Origin of the sequence: Kitasatospora sp. NPDC048298 (assembly GCF_043201465.1) — a bacterium.
In the GTDB taxonomy this organism is placed as follows: Bacteria; Actinomycetota; Actinomycetes; order Streptomycetales; family Streptomycetaceae; genus Kitasatospora.
Genome location: NZ_JBICYZ010000021.1, coordinates 30412 through 52533, shown reverse-complemented (window position 1 = coordinate 52533; position 22122 = coordinate 30412). Strand labels below are relative to the sequence as shown.

The following is a 22122-nucleotide window of genomic DNA, read 5'->3' as shown; positions in this document are numbered from 1 at the left end:
GCTTCTCCTTCTGCGGCTGTCGGTCAGTCACGTTCGCCGCCCAGGGCCATCCGGACGAGGTCGTCGACGGCCATGGCGTTGATGTCGGCGTCGGGAGCCGGCGTGTCCGGTGTCTCCGGCCGGTCGGCGAGGTGCGCCCCGGCGGCCTTCCCGGTGCCGGCGGGGTCGCCCGGCCCGTCGGGTACCAGGCGCCCGGTGAGGTGGGCGGCGACGGCGGCCGGGGTGGGGTGGTCGAAGACCAGGGTGGCGGGCAGCCGGCGGCCGGTGGCGGCGCCGAGCCGGTTGCGGAGTTCGACGGAGGTGAGCGAGTCGAAGCCGAGGTCCTTGAACGCCTGGTCCGGGTCGACGGCCTCGGGTCCGCCGTGGCCGAGGATGTCGGCGACCCGGCTCCGTACCAGGTCGAGCAGGGTGGAGACGCGTTCCTCCGGGGTGAGGCCGGTCAGCCGGCGGCGCAGCGAGTCCGCTTCGGCGGCGTCCACCCCGGAGGCGGGGCGGCGTGCGGTACCGGGGACCAGGGCGGCGAGCAGGGCCGGGACGGGTCCGGTCCGGGCTGCCGTCCGGAGCCGGCCGAGGTCGATCTTGACCGGGACGAGCAGCGGTTCGTCCAGGGTGAGCGCCGCGTCGAACAGGGCCAGGCCCTCTTCGCTGCCGATGGCCGCGGTGCCTCCCCGGGACATCCGCCGCAGGTCGGCGGCGGTGAGCGTGCCGGTCATGGTGCTGCGGCGCGCCCACAGGCCCCAGGCGAGCGACTGGGCGGGCAGTTTCAGGGCACGGCGGTGCTGGGCGAGCGCGTCGAGGAAGGCGTTGGCGGCCGCGTAGTTGCCCTGCCCGGCGTTGCCGACCGTGGCGGACGCGGAGGAGAACAGGACGAAGGCCGACAGCGCGAGGTCACGGGTGAGGTCGTGCAGGTTGAGGGCTGCGTCGACCTTGGGCCGCAGGACGTGGCGCATCCGCTCGGGGGTCAGCGACTCGATCGTCCCGTCGTCCAGGACGCCGGCCGCGTGGACGACCGCGCTCAGCGGGCGGTCGGCGGGGATGCCGGCGAGCAGCGCGGCGAGCGCGTCCCGGTCGGCGACGTCACAGGCCTCCACGTCCACCCGGGCGCCGAGGCCGCGCAGTTCGGCGGCGAGGTCGGCCAGGCCCGGGGCGTCCGTGCCGCGCCTGCCGACGAGCAGCAGGTTCTGTACGCCGTGCGCGGTCACGAGGTGCTGTGCCACCAGGCCGCCGAGCGCGCCGCCGGCCCCGGTGACGAGGACGGTTCCCCCGGCCGCGGCGATACCGGACGGTGTGTCCGGGGCCGGGTTCGGGTCCGTGGCGACGGTGGCCCTGGTGAGGCGGGCGGCGAGGAGCTCTCCGCCGCGTATCGCCAGTTGGGGTTCCGTTCCGGCCAGTGCCCGGGGCAGCAGGCCGGCCACGGCGGCCGGGTCGTCGGTGTCGATCAGCAGGAAGCGGTCCGGGTGCTCGGACTGGGCGGAGCGGACGAGGCCGCGGACCGCGGCGCCGGTGAGGTCGGTGACCTCCTCGCCGGCTGCCGTGGAGACCGCACCCCGGGTGACGAGCACGAGCCGGGTGCCGTCGTCCCACCGCGGGTCGGCCAGCCAGTCCTGGACGAGCCGCAGGGCGTCGTCCAGTGCGGTGTGCACGGATGCGGCGTCGGGCGGGGACGAAAGGTCCGGGGTGTGGTCGCACCAGGCCAGCACGGCGGCGGGCGACGGCGCTCCCCCGTCCAGCGCGGCACCGAGCGCGGCCAGGTCCGGATGGCTGTCCGGGAAGAGTTCCCGGCCGCCGAGGACAGCCCAGTGTCCGAGGGGGTCGGCGGGTGCGGTGGCGGGCACCGCCGACCACTGCACCCGGTAGAGGGATTCCGGGCCGCCGCCCGGGCGGAGGGTGTCGAGGTCGATCGGGCGGACGGCGAGCGCCTCGACCGACGCGACCGGGAGGCCGTTCGAGTCGGTCGCGTCGATCGACACCGATCCGTCCGGCCGGAAGCCGAGCCGTACCCTGAGCGCGGTGGCTCCGGAGGCGTGCAGCCCGACTCCGCTCCAGGAGAACGGCAGTCCGGCGGACGGCCGGTCCGCGCCCGGTTCGGTGTCCGGCCGAGCCCGCAGGAACAGCCCCTGGAGGGCGGCGTCCAGGAGGGCGGGGTGCACGCCGAAGGCAGAGGCGGACCGGTGCTGGTCCTCGGGCAGACGTACCTCGGTGAAGATCTCGTCACCCCGGCGCCAGGCAGCGGTGAGCCCGCGGAAGGCGGGTCCGTAGCCGTAACCGGAGGCACGGAACCGCTCGTACAGGTCGTCGACGGGGATCGGGACGGCGCCGGGCGGGGGCCAGGAGCCGGCGTCGTCCGGTACGGCTGAGGACGACGGCTCGCGGGTCGTGGCGTCGGCGGTGAGCCTGCCGGTCGCGTGCGCGGTCCAGTGCGGGGTCGCCGTGTCCTCGCGGCAGGAGAACAGGTCCAGTGAGCGGCTGCCGTGCGCGTCCGTGGCGCCGACCCGAACCTGCAGGCGGACGGCGGTGTCGGCGGGTATCAACAGCGGTGACTGGAGCGTCAGTTCCTCCACCGTGCGGCAGCCGGCCTCGTCCGCGGCGCGTACCGCGAGTTCCGCGAAGGCCGCGCCGGGCAGCAGGACCGTACCGGCCACCGCATGGTCGGCGAGCCAGGGGTGGGTACGCAGCGAGATCCGGCCCGCGAGCAGCAGTTCACCCGTGTCGGCCAGTTCGATGGCCGCTCCGAGGACGGGGTGGTCGGCCGGATCGAGCCCGGCCGCGCCCACATCGGCCGCCGCGGTGGGCGCCGGCTCGGGCCAGTAGCGGCTGCGCTGGAAGGCGTACGTCGGCAGGTCCACCCGCCGCGCCCCCGGGAACGCACCCGAGAAGTCCGCCCCCAACCCGCACTCCCACGCACGACCCACCGCACGCAACACCTGCGCCGGGCCACCCTCCCCACGACGCAACGTCCCCAACACCACGGCATCCACACCCGCGGCCTCCACCGACTCCCCCACCGCCACACCCAGCACCGCATGCGGGCTGGACTCGACGAAGAACCGGAAACCCTCCCCCAGCAACACCTCCGTGGCCTTCCCGAACTCCACCGTCTCCCGCAGGTTCCGGTACCAGTACTCGGCGTCGACGAGCTTCGTGTCCAGCCAGCCGCCCGTCACCGTCGAGAAGAACGGCACCCCGCCCGAGACGGGCACAATCCCGTCCAGGTCGGAGAGCAGCCGCTCGCGGACCTCCTCCACATGCGCGGAGTGCGACGCGTAGTCGACCTCGATCACACGCGCCCGCACACCCTCCCCCACCAGAGCCTCCACCAGTGCCGCCACCGCGTCCGCGTCACCCGACACCACCGTCGACGACGGACCGTTCACCGCCGCCACCGACAACCGGCCCGCGATCCGCTCCCGCACCGCCTCGACCGGCAGAGGAACCGACGCCATCCCGCCACGACCCGCCAACGCCCCCACCGCACGGGAACGCAGCGCCACCACCCGCGCCCCGTCGTCGAAGCTCAGACCACCCGCCACCACCGCCGCGGCGATCTCACCCTGCGAGTGGCCCACCACCGCGTCCGGAACAACACCGAACGAACGCCACACCTCCGCCAGCGACACCATCACCGCCCACAGCACCGGCTGCACCACATCCACCCGCGCCAACAGCGCCTCCGAACCCAACGCCTCCGCCAACGACCAGTCGACATAAGGCGCCAGCGCACGCCCGCACTCCGCCATCCGCCCCGCGAACACAGCCGACCCGGCCAGCAACTCCGCGGCCATCCCCACCCACTGCGAACCCTGACCCGGGAACACCAACACCGAACGACCGTCGACCGGGCGACCGCCGTCCCACGCTCCCGAGTCGTCGTCGGCCATCCGGCCCAGCAGGGTGTGGAGTTGGTCCCGGTCCCCGACCAGTGCCTTCCGGTACTCGAAGGCGGTGCGCGTGTGCAGGGCGGATCCGATGTCGCGCGGGTCGACCCCGGGGTTGCCGTCCAGGTGGCGGCGCAGCCGGTCGGCCTGGAGGCGCAATGCCTGCGGGCTCTTCGCCGACAGCAGCCAGGGCACCGCCGGCAGGGGGGTGCGCTCGGCCGGCGGGCCGTCGTCCTCCAGGGGGGTGTGTTCGAGGATGGTGTGGACGTTGGTGCCGCTCAGGCCGAAGGAGGACACTCCGGCCCGGAAGGGGCGGCCGTGGGACGGCCAGGGCTGCTGCTCGGTCGCGAGGGCCAGCGCTCCACGCGTCCAGTCGACGTGGCCGGAGGGCCTGCTGACGTGCAGGGTGCGGGGCACCTGCCCGTGCCGCATGGACAGCACCGTCTTGATGACCCCCGCCACACCCGATGCTGCCTGGGCGTGGCCGAGGTTGGACTTGAGGGAGCCGACCAGCAGGGGCCGTCCGGCGGGCCGGTCCTGGCCGTAGGTGGCCAGCAGGGCCTGCGCCTCGATGGGGTCGCCGAGGGTGGTGCCGGTGCCGTGCGCCTCCACCACGTCCACCTCGGACGCCGTCAGGCCCGCGTCCGCCAGCGCCGCCCGGATCACCCGCTGCTGCGACGGACCGTTGGGGGCGGAGAGCCCGTTGCTGGCGCCGTCCTGGTTGACGGCGGAACCGCGTACCACCGCCAGTACCGGGTGTCCGTTGCGGCGGGCGTCCGACAGCCGCTCCAGCAGCAGGACGCCGACGCCTTCGCCCATGCCCATGCCGTCCGCGTCGTCCGAGAAGGCCTTGCAGCGGCCGTCCTCGGCGAGTCCCCGTTGCCGGGAGAAGCTGATCAGGGCGCCGGGGGTCGCCATCAGGGCGACGCCGCCGACCAGGGCGAGGGAGCAGTCGCCGCCGCGCAGGGCCCGGCCGGCGTAGTGCATGGCGACGAGTGAGGAGGAGCAGGCCGTGTCGATGGTCACGGCGGGGCCTTCGAGGCCCAGGGTGTAGGCGACCCGGCCGGATACGACGCTGGGTGCGCTGCCGGTGAGCAGGTGGCCGTCTCCTTCCTCCGACTGGGCGACGACGGCCGCGTAGTCGGCGTAGTTGACGCCGGTGAACACTCCGGTGCGGCTGCCGCGCAGGGCGGCCGGGTCGATCGCGGCGCGTTCGATCGCCTCCCAGGTGGTTTCCAGGAGCAGCCGCTGCTGGGGGTCCATGGCCAGGGCCTCGCGCGGCGAGATGCCGAAGAACTCCGCGTCGAAGTCGGCGGCGTCGTGCAGGAAGCCGCCGTGCCGGGTGGTCGAGGTGCCGGGGCGGTCGGGGTCCGGGTCGTAGAGGCCCTCCAGGTCCCAGCCGCGGTCGGTGGGGAAGTCCGAGACGGCGTCGCCGCCGTCGGCGAGCAGGCGCCACAGGTCTTCGGGGGTGCCGATGCCGCCGGGGAAGCGGCAGGCCATGGACACGATCGCGATCGGCTCGTCGTCGGGCGCGGGCGGGTGCGCGGCGGCGTCCGGGGCGGCGGGGTCCGGGTCGGTGGCCTGCCGGCCGAGCAGTTCGGCGCGGATCTCCCGGGCGAGCGCGGTGGACGACGGGTGGTCGAAGATCAGCGTGGACGGCAGCCGCAGTCCGGTGGCGGTGTTGAGCCGGTTGCGGAGTTCGACTGCGGTGAGGGAGGCGAAGCCCATGTCCTGGAACGCCGTGCCGGGCCGGATCGCGTCCACCGAGGGATGGCCGAGGACGGCTGCCGCGTGGATGCGGACCAGGTCGAGCAGCAGGCGGTGCTGTTCGGATTCGGCGAGGGCGGCGAGCCGTTGGCGCAGCAGTGCGGCGGCGGGTGCCTCCGTGTCGCCGGTCGCGGCTTCCAGGGCGCGGCGGGCTTCGGGGATGCCGGTGAGCAGCGGGCTGCGGCGGGTGGAGGTGAAGACGGCGGCGAACTGCTCCCAGTCGACGTCGGCGACGGCGAGTACGGTCTCGTCGTCGTCGAGCGCCTGTTGCAGGGCGTGGACCGCGAGGTCGGGGGCGATCCGGGGCAGGCCGTGCTGCTCCAGGTTGAACAGATCGGCGTCCGCTCCGGCGACGCGGTCCTGGAAGGGGTTCTCGGCCTGCCAGATGCCCCAGTCGACGGTGGTGGCGGTGAGGCCGCGGGCCCGGCGGTGCTGGGCCAGGGCGTCGAGGTAGGCGTTGGCCGCGGCGTAGGCGCCGTGGTCGCCGCTGCCCCAGACTCCGGCGATCGAGGAGAACAGGACGAAGGCGTCGAGTTCGCGGTCGAGCAGGGCGTCGAGGTGTTCGGCGCCGGCGGCCTTGGCGGCGACGATCTGTTCGAACGCGGACATCGGCGTGCCGTCCAGGGGGGCGAGCGCGACGAACGCGGCCGCGTGGACGACCGCGGTGACCGGGTCGCCCGCCGTGTCCAGGCCGGTGAGCAGTTCCGCCACGGCCTGACGGTCCGCCAGGTCGCAGACGGGCAGGGTCAGTCGTACGCCGAGGGCGGCCAGTTCCGCGGCGAGTTCGGCCGCGCCGGGTGCCTGGGGGCCACGGCGGCCGGGCAGGACGAGGTGGGTGGCGCCGCTGCGGGCCAGCCAGCGGACGAGGTGCGGGCCGACGGCTCCGGTGCCGCCGGTCAGCAGGACGGTGCCGCGGGGCTTCCAGTGCTTCGTACGGCTGTCGTTCCGGGGGGCGCGCCGGAGGCGGCGGGCCAGCAGGCCGGTGGGGCGCAGGGCGAGCTGGTCCTCGCGGCCGAGGCCGTCCGGGCCGGTGCCGGGGGCCGTCAGGACGGCGGCGAGGCGGGTCCTGGCGCGGGCGTCGAGGTTCGGCGGCAGGTCGATGAGTCCGCCCCAGCGGGCGGACAGTTCCAGCGCGGCCACCAGTCCGGTGCCCCAGACCAGTGCCTGGCGGGGGTGGGTGACCGGGTCGTCCTGGCCCGTGGACACGGCCCCGGCGGTGGCGCACCACAGGGGTGCGGTGAGGGCGAGATCGCCCAGGGCCTGCACCAGGGCGACGGTGAGTGCCGTCCCGGTGGGCAGGGCCGGGTGGTCGGGGTGGGGCCGGTCGTCGGCGGCCAGCAGCGACAGCACGCCCGTCGGGACGCGGTCGCCGAGGGCGGTGGCGAGCGTGTCCGCGAGGTCCGTGCGGCGGACGGCGTCGGCGGTGAGTTCGGCCGTGACGACGGTGGCGCCCGCTTCGGTGAGGGCGAGCAGCGGGCCGCGTACCCGTGCGTCGTCGTCGTGTCCGGCGGGCAGGACGACGAGCCAGGTGCCGGCGGCGGGGGTGGCGGCCGGCGGGTCGGGCAGGGGCTGCCAGCCGATGCGGTAGCGCCAGGAGTCGATGACGCTCTCGTCGCGCCGCTGTTTGCGCCAGCCTCGCAGGGCGGGCAGGACAGGGGCGAGGGCGTCCTCGTCGACGGCGAGGTGGGCGGCGATCTCGGCCGGGGCGTCGTGGTCGACCATGTGCCAGAAGGCCGTGTCGTGCGGGTCGGCGGCGGCCGGTCCGGTGCCGGGCGCCGCCTCCGGCTCCAGCCAGTAGCGCCGCAGCTGGAAGGGGTATCCGGGCAGAGCGGTCGGGCGGGCGCCGGTACCGGCGTACACCGCGGACCAGTCGACGGCCGCGCCGGCCACCCACAGTTCGGCGGCCGAGCGCAGGGCCCGGCGCAGTCCGCCGTCGTCGCGGCGCAGGGTGCCGACGACCACGGGCGGCTCCTCGGCGCCGGTGGCCTCGGCGGTGTCCTGGAGGGCCATGGTCAGCACCGGGTGCGGCGACACCTCGACGAAGACCTCGTGGCCCTGTTCGATCAGGGAGCGGACGGCGGCATCGAAGCGGACGGTCCCGCGGAGGTTTCGGTACCAGTAGTCGGCGTCCATGACCGTGGTGTCGAGCCGGTCGCCGGTGACGGTGGAGAACAGTGGAATCCGGGCCGGGAGCGGGCGTACGCCGGCCAGCGCGGCCAGCACCTCGGACCTGATCCCTTCGACCTGGGCCGAGTGCGAGGCGTAGTCCACGGGTACGGACCGGGCCCGTACGCCCTGTGCGGCGCAGTGGGCGAGCAGTTCGGCCAGGGCCTGGGTCTCGCCCGAGACCACCACGGCGGCGGGCCCGTTGACGGCGGCCACCGACAGCTTCTCGGCCCAGGGGGCGATCTCGGCGCGGACCCGGTCCTCGGGCAGGGACACCGCGACCATGCCGCCGAGTCCGGCCAGCGCCCGGATGGCCCGGCTGCGCAGGGCGACGACCTTCGCCCCGTCCTCCAGGCTCAGCGCTCCCGCCACCACGGCGGCGGCGATCTCGCCCTGGCTGTGCCCGACCACGGCGTCGGGCCGGACGCCCCAGGACTCCCAGTGCGCGGCCAGTGACACCATCACCGCCCACAGCACCGGCTGCACCACGTCCACCCGTTCCAGGGAGGGTGCCCCGGGCGCGCCCTCCAGGACGGCGGGGAGCCGCCAGTCGACATGGGCGCAGAGGGCGGCGTCGCAGGCGGCGAGGCGGTCCCGGAACACGGGGCTGGTGGCGAGCAGGTCCCGCGCCATGCCGGCCCACTGGGAGCCCTGGCCGGGGAACACCAGTGCCGTCCGGCCCTCGACGACCCGGCCGGTGCCCGCGACGACGTCGGCGGGCGTGGCCGGGGCGGTGGAGAGGTCCGTGCCCGGCCCGGACAGGGCGGCGAGGCCGTCCAGCAGTGCGGGGCGCCCGTCGCCGATCACCACGGCCCGGTGTTCGAATGCGGACCGGGTGGTCGCCAGCGAGAACCCGATGTCGGCCGCCCGTGCGGGCGCGTCCGTGGCGAGCCGGGCGCGCAGCCGGGCCGCCTGGTCCCCGAGCGCGGACGCGGTGCGGCCGGACAGCACCCAGGGCAGCACGGCCCCGGGCGCGCCCGCCCCGGCTGCGGTGTCCGGGCCGTCGGTCGCCGCTTCCGGTCCGTCGGCCTGTTCCGGCTCCGGTGCCTGTTCGAGGACGACGTGCGCATTGGTGCCGCTCATGCCGAACGAGGACACCCCGGCCCGGCGCGGCCGGTCGACGGCGGGCCAGTCGCGGGCCTCGGTGAGGAGTTCGACGGCGCCCGAGGACCAGTCGGCGTGCGGGGTGGGCGCGTCCACGTGCAGGGTGCGGGGCAGGACGCCGTGCCGCAGCGCGAGCACCGTCTTGATGACCCCGGCGACCCCGGCGGCGGCCTGGGTGTGCCCGATGTTCGACTTCAGCGACCCCAGCCACAGCGGACGCCCGGCGGGCCGGTCCTGGCCGTAGGTGGCCAGCAGCGCGTCGGCCTCGATCGGGTCGCCAAGGGTGGTCCCGGTGCCGTGCGCCTCCACCGCGTCGACCTCGGCGGCGGTCAGTCCGGCGTCGGCGAGGGCCGCCCGGATGACCCGCTGCTGGGAGGGACCGTTGGGGGCGGTCAGGCCGTTGCTGGCACCGTCCTGGTTGACGGCCGAGCCGCGCAGCACGGCCAGCACCGTACGGCCGTTGCGGCGCGCGTCCGACAGCCGCTCCAGCAGCAGCATCCCCACGCCCTCGCCCCAGCCGGTGCCGTCCGCGGCCGCCGCGAACGGCTTGCAGCGGCCGTCGGGGGACATCGCGCCCTGCCGGCTGAACTCGACGAACACCGCCGGCAGCGCCATCACGCTGGCCCCGCCGGCGAGCGCGAGCGAGCACTCACCGGCCCGCAGGGCCCGCGCCGCGAGGTGCAGCGCCACCAGCGAGGCCGAACAGGCGGTGTCCACGGAGACGGCCGGGCCTTCGAGACCGAGCGCGTAGGACACCCGCCCGGACATCACGCTCATCGAGTTCCCCGTCATCAGGAACCCCTGGACGGCTTCGGCCGCGCCGGAGCCCAGCGTCGCGTACCCCTGGTCGATGGCCGCGACGTACACCCCGGTACGGCTGCCCCGCAGGGTGAGCGGGTCGATGCCGGCCTGCTCGACGGCCTCCCAGGACGCCATCAGCAGCAGCCGCTGCTGCGGGTCCATCGCGACCGCCTCACGGGGCGAGATGCCGAAGAACTCCGGGTCGAAGTCCGCCGCGCCGTCCAGGAACGCCCCTCGCCCGGGGACCGTGCCGCCGGACGGCCAGGCGGTCTCCCAGCCCCGGTCGCCGGGGACCGGCGCGATGGTGTCGCGGCCTTCGGCGAGCAGTTCCCACAGGTCCTCGGGGGTGCGGACGCCGCCGGGGAAGCGGCAGCTCATCGCCACGATCGCGATCGGCTCGCTCGTGCGGGCCTCGGCCTCCCGGAGCCGCTGCCGGGTGTCCCGCAGGTCGATGGTCACCCGGTTGAGGTAGTCGCGCATCCTCTGGTCGCTCACTGGACACCGCTGCTTTCGTCTCGGGCTGCTCGGGTCTCGTCTCGGGCTGCGCGGGATGCGCGGACGGCGTGGACCGGTGCCCTGGTCATGCGGATCCCAACTGCCGGTCGATGTAGTCGAACACCTCGTCGTCGCTGGCCGCCTCGATCAGGTCGGGGGCCAGGTCGTCCACGTCGCCCGTGGGGCGGGCGGTGGTGGCCGGTGTCCCGCCGGGCAGCGGGCGGGACAGCACTTCCCGTATCCGGGCGGCGAGTTCGTCGCTGACGCCGTCCGGCGGCAGGGCGTCGAGCAGGGCCTCCAGGGTGTCGAGCCCGGCCCGGACCGCCGCGTCGCCCGTCGGGCGGGCGGCGGTGGCCCGCTCGGCGAGGTGGCGTGCCAGTGCCTCCGGGGTGGGGTGGTCGAAGACGAGCGCGGCCGGCAGCCGCAGCCCGGTCGAGGACACCAGCCGGTTGCGCAGTTCGACCCCGGTGAGGGAGTCGAAGCCGACGTCCTTGAACGGGCGGGCCGGGCGGATCCGGTTCGGCGAACTGTGGCCGAGCACCGCCGCGGCGTTGCCGCGCACCAGATCGAGCAGGGTCCGGTACAGCTCGGCCTCGGGCAGCTCGGCGAGCTGCCGCGCCATCGAGCGGGCCGGCGCCGCGGCGGAGGCGGAACCGGTACGGGCGGGGCGGACCAGGCCGCGGAGCACGGCGGGCAGTCGGTCGTCCGCCCGCAGCACGGACGGGGCGATCCTGGCCGCGAGCCGGTAGGCGTACGGGGAGTCCAGTGCCGCGTCGAACAGGGCGAGGCCCTCCGCCGAGGTCAGCGCGCCCGCCCCGGCGCCCCGGCCCGCGGTGACCGCGGCGGTCATCTCGCTGCGCTCCTCCCACAGGCCCCAGCCGATGGACAGGCCGGGCAGCCCCTCGGCCCGGCGTTCGGCGGCGAGGGCGTCGAGGACCGCGTTGGCGGCGGCGTAGTTCGCCTGCCCGGCCGCGCCGAACTGGGCGGCGCCCGAGGAGAACAGGACCAGCGCCGCGAGGTCGAGGTCCCGGGTGAGTTCGTGCAGGGCCAGCGCCGCGTCCGCCTTGGGCCGCAGGACGCGGTCGAGCCGGTCCGGAGTCAGCCCCGCGATCGTGGCGTCGTCCAGGACACCGGCCGCGTGGACGACGGCGGTGAGCGGGTGCGCGGCGGGCACCGACCCGAGCAGGGCGGCGAGCGCGGCGCGGTCGGCGACGTCGCAGGCTGCGACGGTCACCGACGCCCCGAGCCCGGTCAGTTCCCGTACCAGCTCCGGCATACCGTCGGCGGACCCGCCCCGGCGGCCGGCCAGCAGCAGGTGCCGGGTGCCGTGCGTGACGACCAGATGCCGGGCCAGGAGCCGTCCCAGGGTGCCGGTGGCCCCGGTGACCAGGACAGTCCCTTCGGGGTCCGGCGGAGCGGGCAGCAGCAGGACGTTCTTGCCGACGCCCCGGGCCTGGCTGAGCGAGCGCAGGGCGGCCGGGGCCTGCCGGACGTCCCAGCCGGTGACGGGCAGGGGACGCAGCACTCCCCGCTGGAACAGGTCCAGGACGTCGGCGAGCATCTCGCCGATGCGCTCCGGACCGGCCTCCATCAGGTCGAACGCCCGGTAGCGCACCCCGGGATGCTGCCGGGCGACCGTCTCGGGGTCGCGGACGTCGGTCTTGCCCATCTCCACGAACCGGCCGCCGTTCGGCAGCAGCCGCAGACCGGCGTCGACGAACTCCCGTGCCAGGCTGTCGAGTACGACGTCGACGCCCCGCCCGCCGGTGGCCGTCAGGAACGTCTCGGCGAAGTCGGTGGTACGGGTCGAGGCGATGTGCGCGGCGTCCAGTCCGCCGGCCCGCAGGACGTCCCACTTGGCGGGGGAGGCGGTCGCGAACACCCGCGCACCGGCGTGCCGGGCGAGTTGCACCGCCGCCATGCCGACCCCGCCGGCCGCGGCGTGGACCAGTACCGATTCCCCGCGCCGCAGTCCGCCGAGATCGAACAGACCGTAGTAGGCGGTGAGGAACACCACCGGTACGGATGCGGCACGGGCGAAGGACCAGCCCGCCGGTATCCGGGCGACGGTACGGCGGTCGGCGACGGCGGTCGGGCCGAACGCGCCCCCGAAGATCCCCATCACCCGGTCCCCGGGTACCAGGTCGTCCACGCCCGGGCCCACCTCGATGACGGTTCCGGCGCCCTCACTGCCCAGGCCCTGCTGTTCGGGGTCGGGGTCCAGGCCGAGCGCGGCGATGACGTCGTGGAAGTTCAGCCCGGCGGCGCGCACCGCGATCCGTACCTCACCCTTGCCCAGCGGGGCGAGGCCCGCCGGAGCGGGCTCCGCCGCGATGTCCTCGAGGGAGCCCCGGCCGTCGGTGGTGAGCCGCCAGGCGGCGCCGTCCGGCAGGGACAGCGTGCCGTCCGGCCGTCCGCCGCGGACCAGCCGCGGCAGCAGCGGCGGACCGGTCCGCAGCGCCAGCTCGGGTTCCCCGGTGGCGAGCGCCGCAGGCAGGGCGTCCGCCGGCTCGCCGGTCCCGGCCGCGTCGATGAGGACGAAGCGCCCGGGGTGCTCGGCCCGCGCGCTGCGCACCAGGCCCCACAGGGCGGCCTGGGCGGGATCGACGGGACGGTCGACCGGTCCGGTACGGACCGCGTCCCTGGTGAGCAGGGCCAGCCTGGCCGCGGCGAACCGCTCGTCGGCCAGCCACTGCTGCACGAGGGCGAGGCCCTGGTGTGCGGTGGCCCGGACCCGGTCGGCGGGGTGGGGCAGGTCTGCGGTGGCGATGGCCGCCACGATCACCTCGGGGAGGGCGGCGCCCGCCTCGAGGGCGGCCCCCAGGGCGCCGATGTCCTGCCATGACACCGCGCCGGGGACGGCACCGCCGAGGGCGGCCCAGGTGGGCACGGCGCTGTCGGCCGGGTCGGTGGCCGGGGTCCAGTCGAGGCGGTACAGCAGGTCGGCGTGGGCGGTCGCGGAGAGCGGCCCGCCGGCGGCCGGAGGCCGCAGCAGCAGGGCCTCCACGCCGAGCACCTGCCGTCCGGACAGGTCGTGGGCGTGCAGGGTCACGGTGTCCGGCGTGTCGGTGGTGAGCCGCACGCGCAGCGTGGTGGCCCCGGTGATCCCGCTGGTCACGCCGTTCCAGCTGAAGGGCAGCCGGGCCCGGCCGTCCTGGTCGGGCAGCAGTGCGGCGATCTGGAGGGCCGCGTCCAGCAGCGCGGGGTGCAGCACGCATCCGGCGGCGTCGGCGTGCTGCGGCTCCGGCAGCACCACCTCGGCGTACACCTCGCCGCCGCGGAGCCACGCGGCACGGATGCCGCGGAAGGCGGGGCCGTAGTGGTAGCCGGCCTCGGCGAAGCGCTCGTAGAGATCGCCGGTGTCCACGGGTTCGGCACCGGACGGCGGCCAGCTCAGCAGGCCGGCCGCGGCTCCGACCGGGTCCCCGGCGGGCCGGGGTGCCAGGGTGCCGGTGGCGTGCTCGGTCCAGGGCGCGTCGGCGTCCCGTGTCGTACGGGCGAACACGCCGAGCCTGCGCCGACCGTCGCCGTCGGGTGCGGCCACCCGGAGCTGTAGGTGGACGGCTCCCTCCTCCGGGAGCACGAGCGCCGATCCGAGGGTGAGTTCCTCGACCACCGGGCAGTCCGCCTCGGCCCCGGCGCGCAGCGCGAGTTCGAGAAACGCCGTGCCGGGGAAGAGGACGACGCCCGACACCGCGTGGTCGGCGAGCCAGGGGTGGGTACGCAGCGAGATCCGGCCGCTGAGCAGCAGCTCATCGGAGTCCGCGACCTGCGTCGCCGCACCGAGCAGCGGGTGCCCGGTCGTGGCGAGACCCGCCGAGGCGACGTCCCAGCTCGTGGTCGGAACGTCGAGCCAGTAGCGGCTGCGCTGGAAGGCGTAGGTCGGCAGCTCGACACGCCGCGCCCCCGGGAACGCACCCGACCAGTCCACCCCCAGCCCGCGCTCCCACGCACGGCCCACCGCCCGCAGCACCTGAGCCAGGCCGCCCTCCCCGCGACGCAGTGTCCCCAGCACCGCGGCATCCGCACCCGCGGCCTCCACCGACTCTCCCACCGCGACCGACAACACCGCGTGCGGGCTGGACTCCACGAAGAACCGGAAGCCCTCCCCCAACAACGTCTCCGTGGCCTTCCCGAACTCGACGGTCTCCCGGAGATTGCGGTACCAGTACTCCGCGTCCAGAGCCTTCGTGTCGAGCCAACCACCCGTCACCGTCGAGAAGAACGGCACCGAACCCGAGACAGGAACGATGCCGGCCAGATCGGAGAGCAACCGCTCACGGATCTCCTCCACATGCGCGGAATGCGACGCGTAGTCGACCTCGATCACACGCGCCCGCACCCCCTCACCCGTCAGCCCGTCGACCAGTGCCGTCACCGCGTCCGCGTCACCCGACACCACCGTCGACGACGGACCGTTCACCGCCGCCACCGACAACCGGCCCGCGATCCGCTCCCGCACCGCCTCGACCGGCAGAGGCACCGACGCCATGCCACCACGGCCCGCCAACACCCCCACCGCACGGGAACGCAACGCGACCACACGGGCCCCGTCCTCCAGACTCAGACCGCCCGCCACACAAGCGGCAGCGATCTCGCCCTGGGAGTGGCCCACCACGGCATCGACCGTCACCCCGAAGGAACGCCACACCTCCGCCAGTGACACCATCACGGCCCACAACACCGGCTGCACCACATCGACCCGCGCCAGCAGAGCCTCCGAACCCAACGCCTCCGTCAACGACCAGTCGACGTAAGGCGCCAACGCCCGCCCGCACTCCGCCATCCGCCCCGCGAACACCTCCGACTCACCCGACAACTCCGCAGCCATCCCCACCCACTGCGAACCCTGACCCGGGAACACCAACACCACCCGACCGGAAACCAACCCGCCGCCGGGCACCGCAGCACCCTGTGACAGCGCGGCCAGGTGCTCGGCGAGGTTCTCCTCCGTGCCCACCAGCACCGCGCGGTGTCCCAGCGCGCTGCGGCCCGTGGCCAGGGAGAAGGCCACGTCCACGGCGCGGACGCCCGACCCGTCTCCGATCCGGGCCGACAGCGCCGCGGCCTGGGCGCACAGCGCCTCCGGAGTGCGCGCCGAGAGGAGCAGGGGGACGGCGGCGGGTACGGTCCCCGGTGTCCCGGACCCGTCGACGAGCCCGTCCGCGGGGGCTGTCGGGTCGGTCGGGGCCTGTTCGAGGATGACGTGGGCGTTGGTGCCGCTGACGCCGAAGGAGGACACCCCCGCCCGGCGCGGACGACCCGTGTCGTCCCACGCCCGGGCCTCCGTCAGCAGCCTGCCGGCGCCCGCCGACCAGTCCACCTCGGGCGTCGGACCGTCCACGTGCAGCGTCTTGGGCATCACGCCGTGCCGCAAGGCGAGCACCGACTTGATGACCCCCGCCACACCGGCGGCAGCCGAGGCGTGTCCGATGTTGGACTTCAGCGAGCCGATCCACACCGGCCGGTCCGCGGGCCGGTCCTGCCCGTACGTCGCCAGCAGCGCCTGCGCCTCGATCGGGTCACCCAACCGCGTGCCCGTACCGTGCGCCTCCACCACGTCCACCTCGGACGCCGTCAGCCCCGCGTCCGCCAGCGCCGCCCGGATCACCCGCTGCTGCGACGGACCGTTCGGCGCCGTCAGACCATTGCTCGCACCGTCCTGGTTCACCGCCGAACCACGGATCACCGCCAGCACCGGATGCCCGTTGCGCCGCGCATCCGACAACCGCTCCACCAGCAGCATGCCCGTGCCTTCGCCGAAGGCGGTACCGTCGGCCGCCGCGGCGAAGGACTTGCAGCGGCCGTCCGGAGCGAGTCCGCCCTGTCGGCTGAACTCGACGAACAGTTCGGGGCTGCACATCACGTTGACGCCGCCGGCCAGGGCCAGCGAGCACTCGCCGGATCGCAGCGCCCGTACCGCGAGGTGCAGGGCCACCAGCGAGGACGAGCACGCGGTGTCCACGGTGACCGCGGGGCCTTCCAGGCCGAAGAAGTAGGCCAGGCGTCCGGAGACGACGCTTCCCGAGTTGCCGGTGCCGAGGAATCCCTCGACGTCCTCGGGGATGTAGGGCAGCAACCGGGCCGCGTAGTCCTGCTGCATCAGGCCGACGTACGTGCCGACCGGGGCTCCGCGCAGGGTGGACGGGTCGATGGCCGCGCGCTCGAAGAGTTCCCAGGTGGTTTCCAGGAGCAGCCGCTGCTGCGGGTCCATGGCCGCCGCCTCGCGCGGCGAGATGCCGAAGAACTCCGCGTCGAACTCGGCCGCGTCGTGGAGGAAGCCGCCGTCGCGGGTGACGGAGGTGCCGATGCGGTCGGGATCGGGGTCGTAGAGCGTGTCCAGGCTCCAGCCCCGGTCGGTGGGGAACCCGGAGATGCCGTCGCGGCCCTCGGCCAGCATCCGCCACAGGTCCTCGGGTGAGCGGACATCGCCGGGGAGGCGGCAGGCCGCGGAGACGATCGCGATCCGGTCGTCGTCCGCGTCCCGGTTCCGGTCGGCCGACCCCGCGGGTACGGCGGGCATGACGGCCCTGGCCGCTTCCGTGTCCGTGAGTCCGGCGCCCAAGAAGTCCGCGAGCGCGGCCGGGGTCGGGTGGTCGAACACCAGGCTGGCGGGAAGCCGCAGGCCGGTGGCGGCGTTCAGGCGGTTGCGCAGTTCCACCGCGGCCAGTGAGTCGAAGCCCAGTTCGCGGAAGGCCCGTCCGGGGTCGAGGGTGTCCGGGGAGGCATGGCCGAGGACCGCAGCCGCGTGGGTGCGGACGAGTTCGACGAGCAGCCGGGTCCGTCCGGTGCCGTCGAGGGCCGCGAGGCGCCGGCGCAGGGCGTTGTCGTCGGCCGTCGCCTGCGCGGCCGTGGCCGCCCGGCGCGGCGGTGTGCGCACCAGGCCGCGCAGCAGCGGCGGCAGAGTGCCCTCCGCCGCCGCGGACCGCAGGGCCGCGGTGTCGAGGCGCATCGGGACCAGGGCGGCCCGGTCCACGGTGAGGGCGGTGTCGAAGAGCGCGAGTCCCCGCTCGGTGGAGAGCGGCGGCATCCCGGACCGGGCGAGGCGTCGTACGTCGTCCTCGTCCAGGTGTCCGGTGAGGGCGCTGGCCTGCTCCCACAGGGTCCAGGCCAGGGCCTGGCCGGCCAGGCCCGCCGCCCGACGCCGGACGGCCAGGGCGTCGAGGAAGGCGTTGGCGGCGGCGTAGTTGGCCTGTCCGGGGCCGCCGAAGGTGCCTGCGGCCGAGGAGAAGAGCACGAAGTGCGTCAGATCGAGGTCGCGGGTCAGTTCGTGCAGGTGGAGGGCGGCGTCGACCTTGGGGCGCAGCACGGCGTCCACCCGTTCGGGGGTGAGTGCGGTGACGACGCCGTCGTCGAGGGTGCCCGCGGTATGGACCACGGCGGTCAGCGGGTGCGCGGGCGGCAGGTCCGCGAGTACGGCGGCCAGGGCGACCCGGTCGGCGGCGTCGCAGGCGACGATGGCGGTCTCGGCTCCCAGCGCGGCGAGTTCGGCCCGCAGTTCGTCGGCTCCGGCGGCGGCCGGGCCGCCGCGGGAGAGCAGGAGCAGGTGCCGGACGCCGTGCCCGGTGACCAGGCGGCGGGCGACGTGGGAGCCGAGCAGGCCGGTGCCGCCGGTGATGAGGACCGTGCCGTCCGGGTCGAAGGCCCGGAGGGGCCCTGCCGCGTCGTCCGAGAGGTCCGGGTCGTTCCTGAGGACCCGGACCAGCCGGGGTACGCGGACGTCGTCGCCGCGGACCGCGGACTGCGGTTCTCCCGAGGCGAGGGCCGCGGCGACGCCCGCGGAGGTGCCGTGCTCGTCGTCGGCGTCGAGGTCGAGCAGGGCGAAGCGCCCGGGGTGTTCGGAGCGGGCCGAACGGACCAGGCCCCAGAGTGCGCTGTGCGCGGGGTTGCGTACGTCCTCCCCCTCCCCGGCGCTGACCGCACCCCGGGTGGCGAACACCAGGCGGGAGCCGGCGAAGCGGTCGTCGGCGAGCCAGGTCCGGACGTCGCTGAGGGCCTGGTGGACGACCGCGCGGACCACCGCGGCCGGTCCGGCCGCGTCCGCGGGCTCCGCGCAGACGAGCAGGACCGTTTCGGGTACCGGAGCTCCGGCGTCGACGGCGGCCAGCAGCGTGGCCAGGTCCGCGGTGCGGTGAACGGGTGCACCGCTGCCGCGCGGGGGTGTGGTGACCCACTCCGTCGCATAGAGGTCCTGGTGGCGGCCGTGGGGGGCGCGGTCGGCGCCGAGGCTGACGGTGCCCGCGGGCCGCAGGACCAGTGCGTCCACGGTCGCCACGGGGGCGCCGGTCGCGTCGGCGACGGCGAGCGTCACCGCGTCGGGCCCGGCCGGGGCGAGCCGGACGCGGATCGCGTCGGCGCCGGTGGCGTGCAGGGTCACGCCGTTCCAGGAGAACGGCAGCCGTCCCTCGGGGTGGGCCTCCGCGCCGGGGGTGCCGGGCACACCGGTGGCGTGCAGGGCCGCGTCCAGCAGGGCCGGGTGCAGGCCGAAGCGGGCGGCATCGGGTGCGGGCCCAGCGGGCACGACGGCCTCCGCGAACAGCTCGTCGCCGCGCCGCCAGACCGCGTTCAGGCCCTGGAAGGCGGGACCGTAGGCGAATCCGCCCGCCGCGAAGCGGTCGTACAGTCCGTCGAGGGCGAGGGGTTCGGCGCCGGGCGGCGGCCAGGGCATCGGCCCGTCGGCCTCGGCGCCTTCCGCGCCGTCCTGGGCCAGGACGCCTTCGGCGTGCCTGGTCCACTCGTCGCCGTCGGGGTCACCGTCGACGGGTGTGTCCGGCCGGGAGTGCAGGCTGAGCGGGCGGTGGCCCAGGGAGTCGGGGGCGCCCACAGTGAGGCGCAGCACGGTGCCGCCGTGTTCGGGCAGCACCAGGGGGGCCTCGAGGGTGAATTCCTCGACCCGGGGGCAGCCGACGCGGGCTCCGGCCTGGAGCGCGAGTTCCAGGAAGGCGGTGCCCGGGAGCAGTGCCCGGCCGCCGACGGCGTGGTCGGCGAGCCACGGGTGGGTGCGGGCCGACAGGCGGCCGGTGAGGAGCAGGCCGTCGCTGTCCGCGAGGACCACGACGGCGCCCAGCAGCGGATGGTCCGCGGGGGTCAGTCCGGCAGAGGTGACGTCGCCGACGGGCGCGGCGCCGTCCTCCAGCCAGTACGGGTCGCGTTGGAAGGCGTAGGTGGGCAGTTCCACCCGTCCGGGGCGGCGGTCGGCGAAGACGGTGTCCCAGTCCGGGGAGACTCCGCGCAGGTGGAGTTCGGCCAGGGACTCGGTGAACCGGCGCGGGCCGCCGTCGTCGCGGCGCAGGGTGCCCACGGCCGTGGCGTCGGCGCCCGCGTCCTCGGCGGTCTCCAGGACACCGACGGTGAGGACGGGGTGCGGGCTGCTTTCCAGGAGGACCTGGTAGCCGTCGGCGAGCAGGGCGCGGGTCGCCTGTTCGAAGCGGACGGTCCCGCGGAGGTTGCGGTACCAGTAGTCGGCGTCCAGGGCGGTGGTGTCCTCCAGCAGGCCGCCGCTGAGGGTGGAGTAGAAGGGGACGGCGGACGGGCGGGGGGTCAGTCCGTCGAGCCGGGCGAGCAGTTCGGTGCGGATGTCCTCGACGTGGGCGCTGTGCGAGGCGTAGTCGACGGGGATGCGCCGGCTGCGGATGTCCAGCGCCGTCGTCCGGTCGAGGAACGCGTCGAGCGCGTCGGTGTCGCCGGAGACCACGGTGGAGGCGGGTCCGTTGACGGCGGCGACGGCGAGCCGGCCGTCCCAGGGCGCGAGGTGTTCGGCGACCTGTTCGGCGGGCAGGGCCACCGAGGCCATGCCGCCGCGGCCGGACAGGGCGCGGATGGCGCGGCTGCGCAGGGCGACGACCTTCGCCCCGTCCTCCAGGCTCAGCGCTCCCGCCACCACGGCGGCGGCGATCTCGCCCTGGGAGTGGCCGATGACCGCGCCGGGGGTGATGCCGTGGGAGCGCCACAGTTCGGCCAGGGAGACCATGACGGCCCACAGCACCGGCTGCACCACGTCGACGCGTTCGGCCGGCGGGGTGCCGGGAGCGCCGCGCAGGACGGCTTCCAGGGACCAGTCGACGAAGGGGGTCAGGGCACGCTCGCAGTCCGCGATGCGGGCGGCGAAGGCGGGGGCGGAGTCGAGGAGTTCGACGGCCATGCCGGCCCATTGGGATCCCTGTCCGGGGAACACCAGGGCGACTTCGCCGCCGGTTCCGGCAGTGCCGAGGACCAGGCCGGGGGCGGTGCGGCCGGCCACCAGGGCGTCGAGGCCGGCCCGGAACTCGTCGGGGTGGGCGCCGATCAGGACCGCCCGGTGCTCGTGCGCGGCGCGGGTCGTCGCGAGGGCGTGGCCGACCTCGGCCGGGCCGGGTCCGGGGTGGGCGTCGAGGTGGTCGCGGAGCCGTGCGGCCTGGGCGCGCAGCGCTTCGGCGGTGCGTCCGGAGAGCACCCAGGGGAGGACGGCGGGGGCGGCGGGGGCGGCGGGTTCGTCGGCCTGTTCCAGGACGGGTTCGTCCGCCTGTTCCAGGACGACGTGTCCGTTGGTGCCGCTGACGCCGAAGGAGGACACCGCGGCCCGGCGCGGCCGTCCGGTCTCGGGCCAGGGGGTGTTCGCGGTGACCAGGCGTACCGCGCCCGCGGTCCAGTCGATCTGCGGGGACGGGTCCTGCGCGTGCAGGGTGGGCGGGACGGTACCGTGCCGCATGGCGAGGACGGTCTTGATGACGCCGCCGACGCCGGCCGCCGCCTGGGTGTGCCCGATGTTGGACTTCAGCGAGCCGAGCAGCAGCGGCTGCCCGTCCGCGCGGTCCTGCCCGTAGGTGGCCAGCAGGGCCTGGGCCTCGATCGGGTCGCCCAGCGGGGTGCCGGTGCCGTGCGCCTCGACCACGTCCACATCGGCGGGGGTGAGTCCGGCGTTGGCCAGGGCGTGGCGGATGACGCGCTGCTGGGCGGGGCCGTTGGGGGCGGTGAGCCTGCTGCTGGCGCCGTCCTGGTTGACGGCGGTGCCGCGGATCAGGGCGAGGACCGGGTGGCCGTTGCGCCGGGCGTCCGAGAGGCGCTCCAGCAGGAGCATGCCGACGCCCTCGCCCCAGCCGGTGCCGTCGGCGGCGGCGGCGAAGGACTTGCAGCGGCCGTCCCGGGCCAGGCCGCCCTGGCGGCTCATCTCCACGAACGGAACGGGTGTCGACATGACCATCGCGCCCCCGGCCAGGGCCAGGGTGCAGTCGCCGGCCCGCAGGGCTTGGGCGGCGAGGTGGATGGCGACCAGCGAGGAGGAGCAGGCGGTGTCGATGCTGACCGCCGGGCCCTCCAGACCGAAGGTGTAGGCGACGCGGCCCGAGGCGACGCTGTCGGAGCTGCCGCTGCCGACGTAGCCGGCCACGTCGTCGGGGACCTGGCGCAGCCGTACCGCGTAGTCCTGGTACATCACCCCGGCGAAGACGCCGGTCCTGCTGCCCCGCAGGGTCGCGGGGTCGATACCGGCCCGTTCGAACGCCTCCCAGGTGGTCTCCAGGAGGAGCCGCTGCTGTGGGTCCATCGCGAGCGCTTCGCGCGGGGAGATCCCGAAGAATCCGGGGTCGAAGTGCCCGACGTCGTCGAGGAATCCGCCCAGGGCGGTGTGGCTGGTGCCCTCGCGCAGTTGTTCCGGGTCGTCCAGGTGGTCCAGGTCCCAGCCCCGGTCGCGGGGGAAGCCGGTGATGGCATCGGTGCCGTCGGTGACCAGGCGCCACAGGTCCTCGGGGGACCGTACGCCGCCGGGGTAGCGGCAGCTCATCGCGACGACCGCGATCGGTTCGCGGCCCGCTTCCTCGGCCTCGGTCAGGCGCCGGCGGGTGTGGTGCAGGTCCGCCGTCACGCGCTTGAGGTAGTCCCTCAGCTTGTCGTCGTTCACCATTGGGGGCCGCCGTCCTGGTTCGCGGGTCGGGTCGGT

2 protein-coding genes are annotated in these 22122 nt (G+C 75.3%); both read right to left on the bottom strand.

Features of this window, described 5'->3' with window-relative positions:
• Positions 1 to 23: 23 nt before the first annotated feature.
• Positions 24 to 10193 (bottom strand): type I polyketide synthase, encoded by a 10170-nt coding sequence (locus ACGF0D_RS17755; RefSeq protein WP_392917210.1) that lies wholly within the window; start codon positions 10191 to 10193, stop codon positions 24 to 26.
• Positions 10194 to 10293: 100 nt separating this feature from the next.
• On the bottom strand, positions 10294 to 22086 hold the full coding sequence (locus tag ACGF0D_RS17750; RefSeq protein WP_392917103.1) for an SDR family NAD(P)-dependent oxidoreductase: 11793 nt from the start codon (positions 22084 to 22086) through the stop codon (positions 10294 to 10296).
• Between the last annotated feature and the right edge of the window lie 36 nt (positions 22087 to 22122).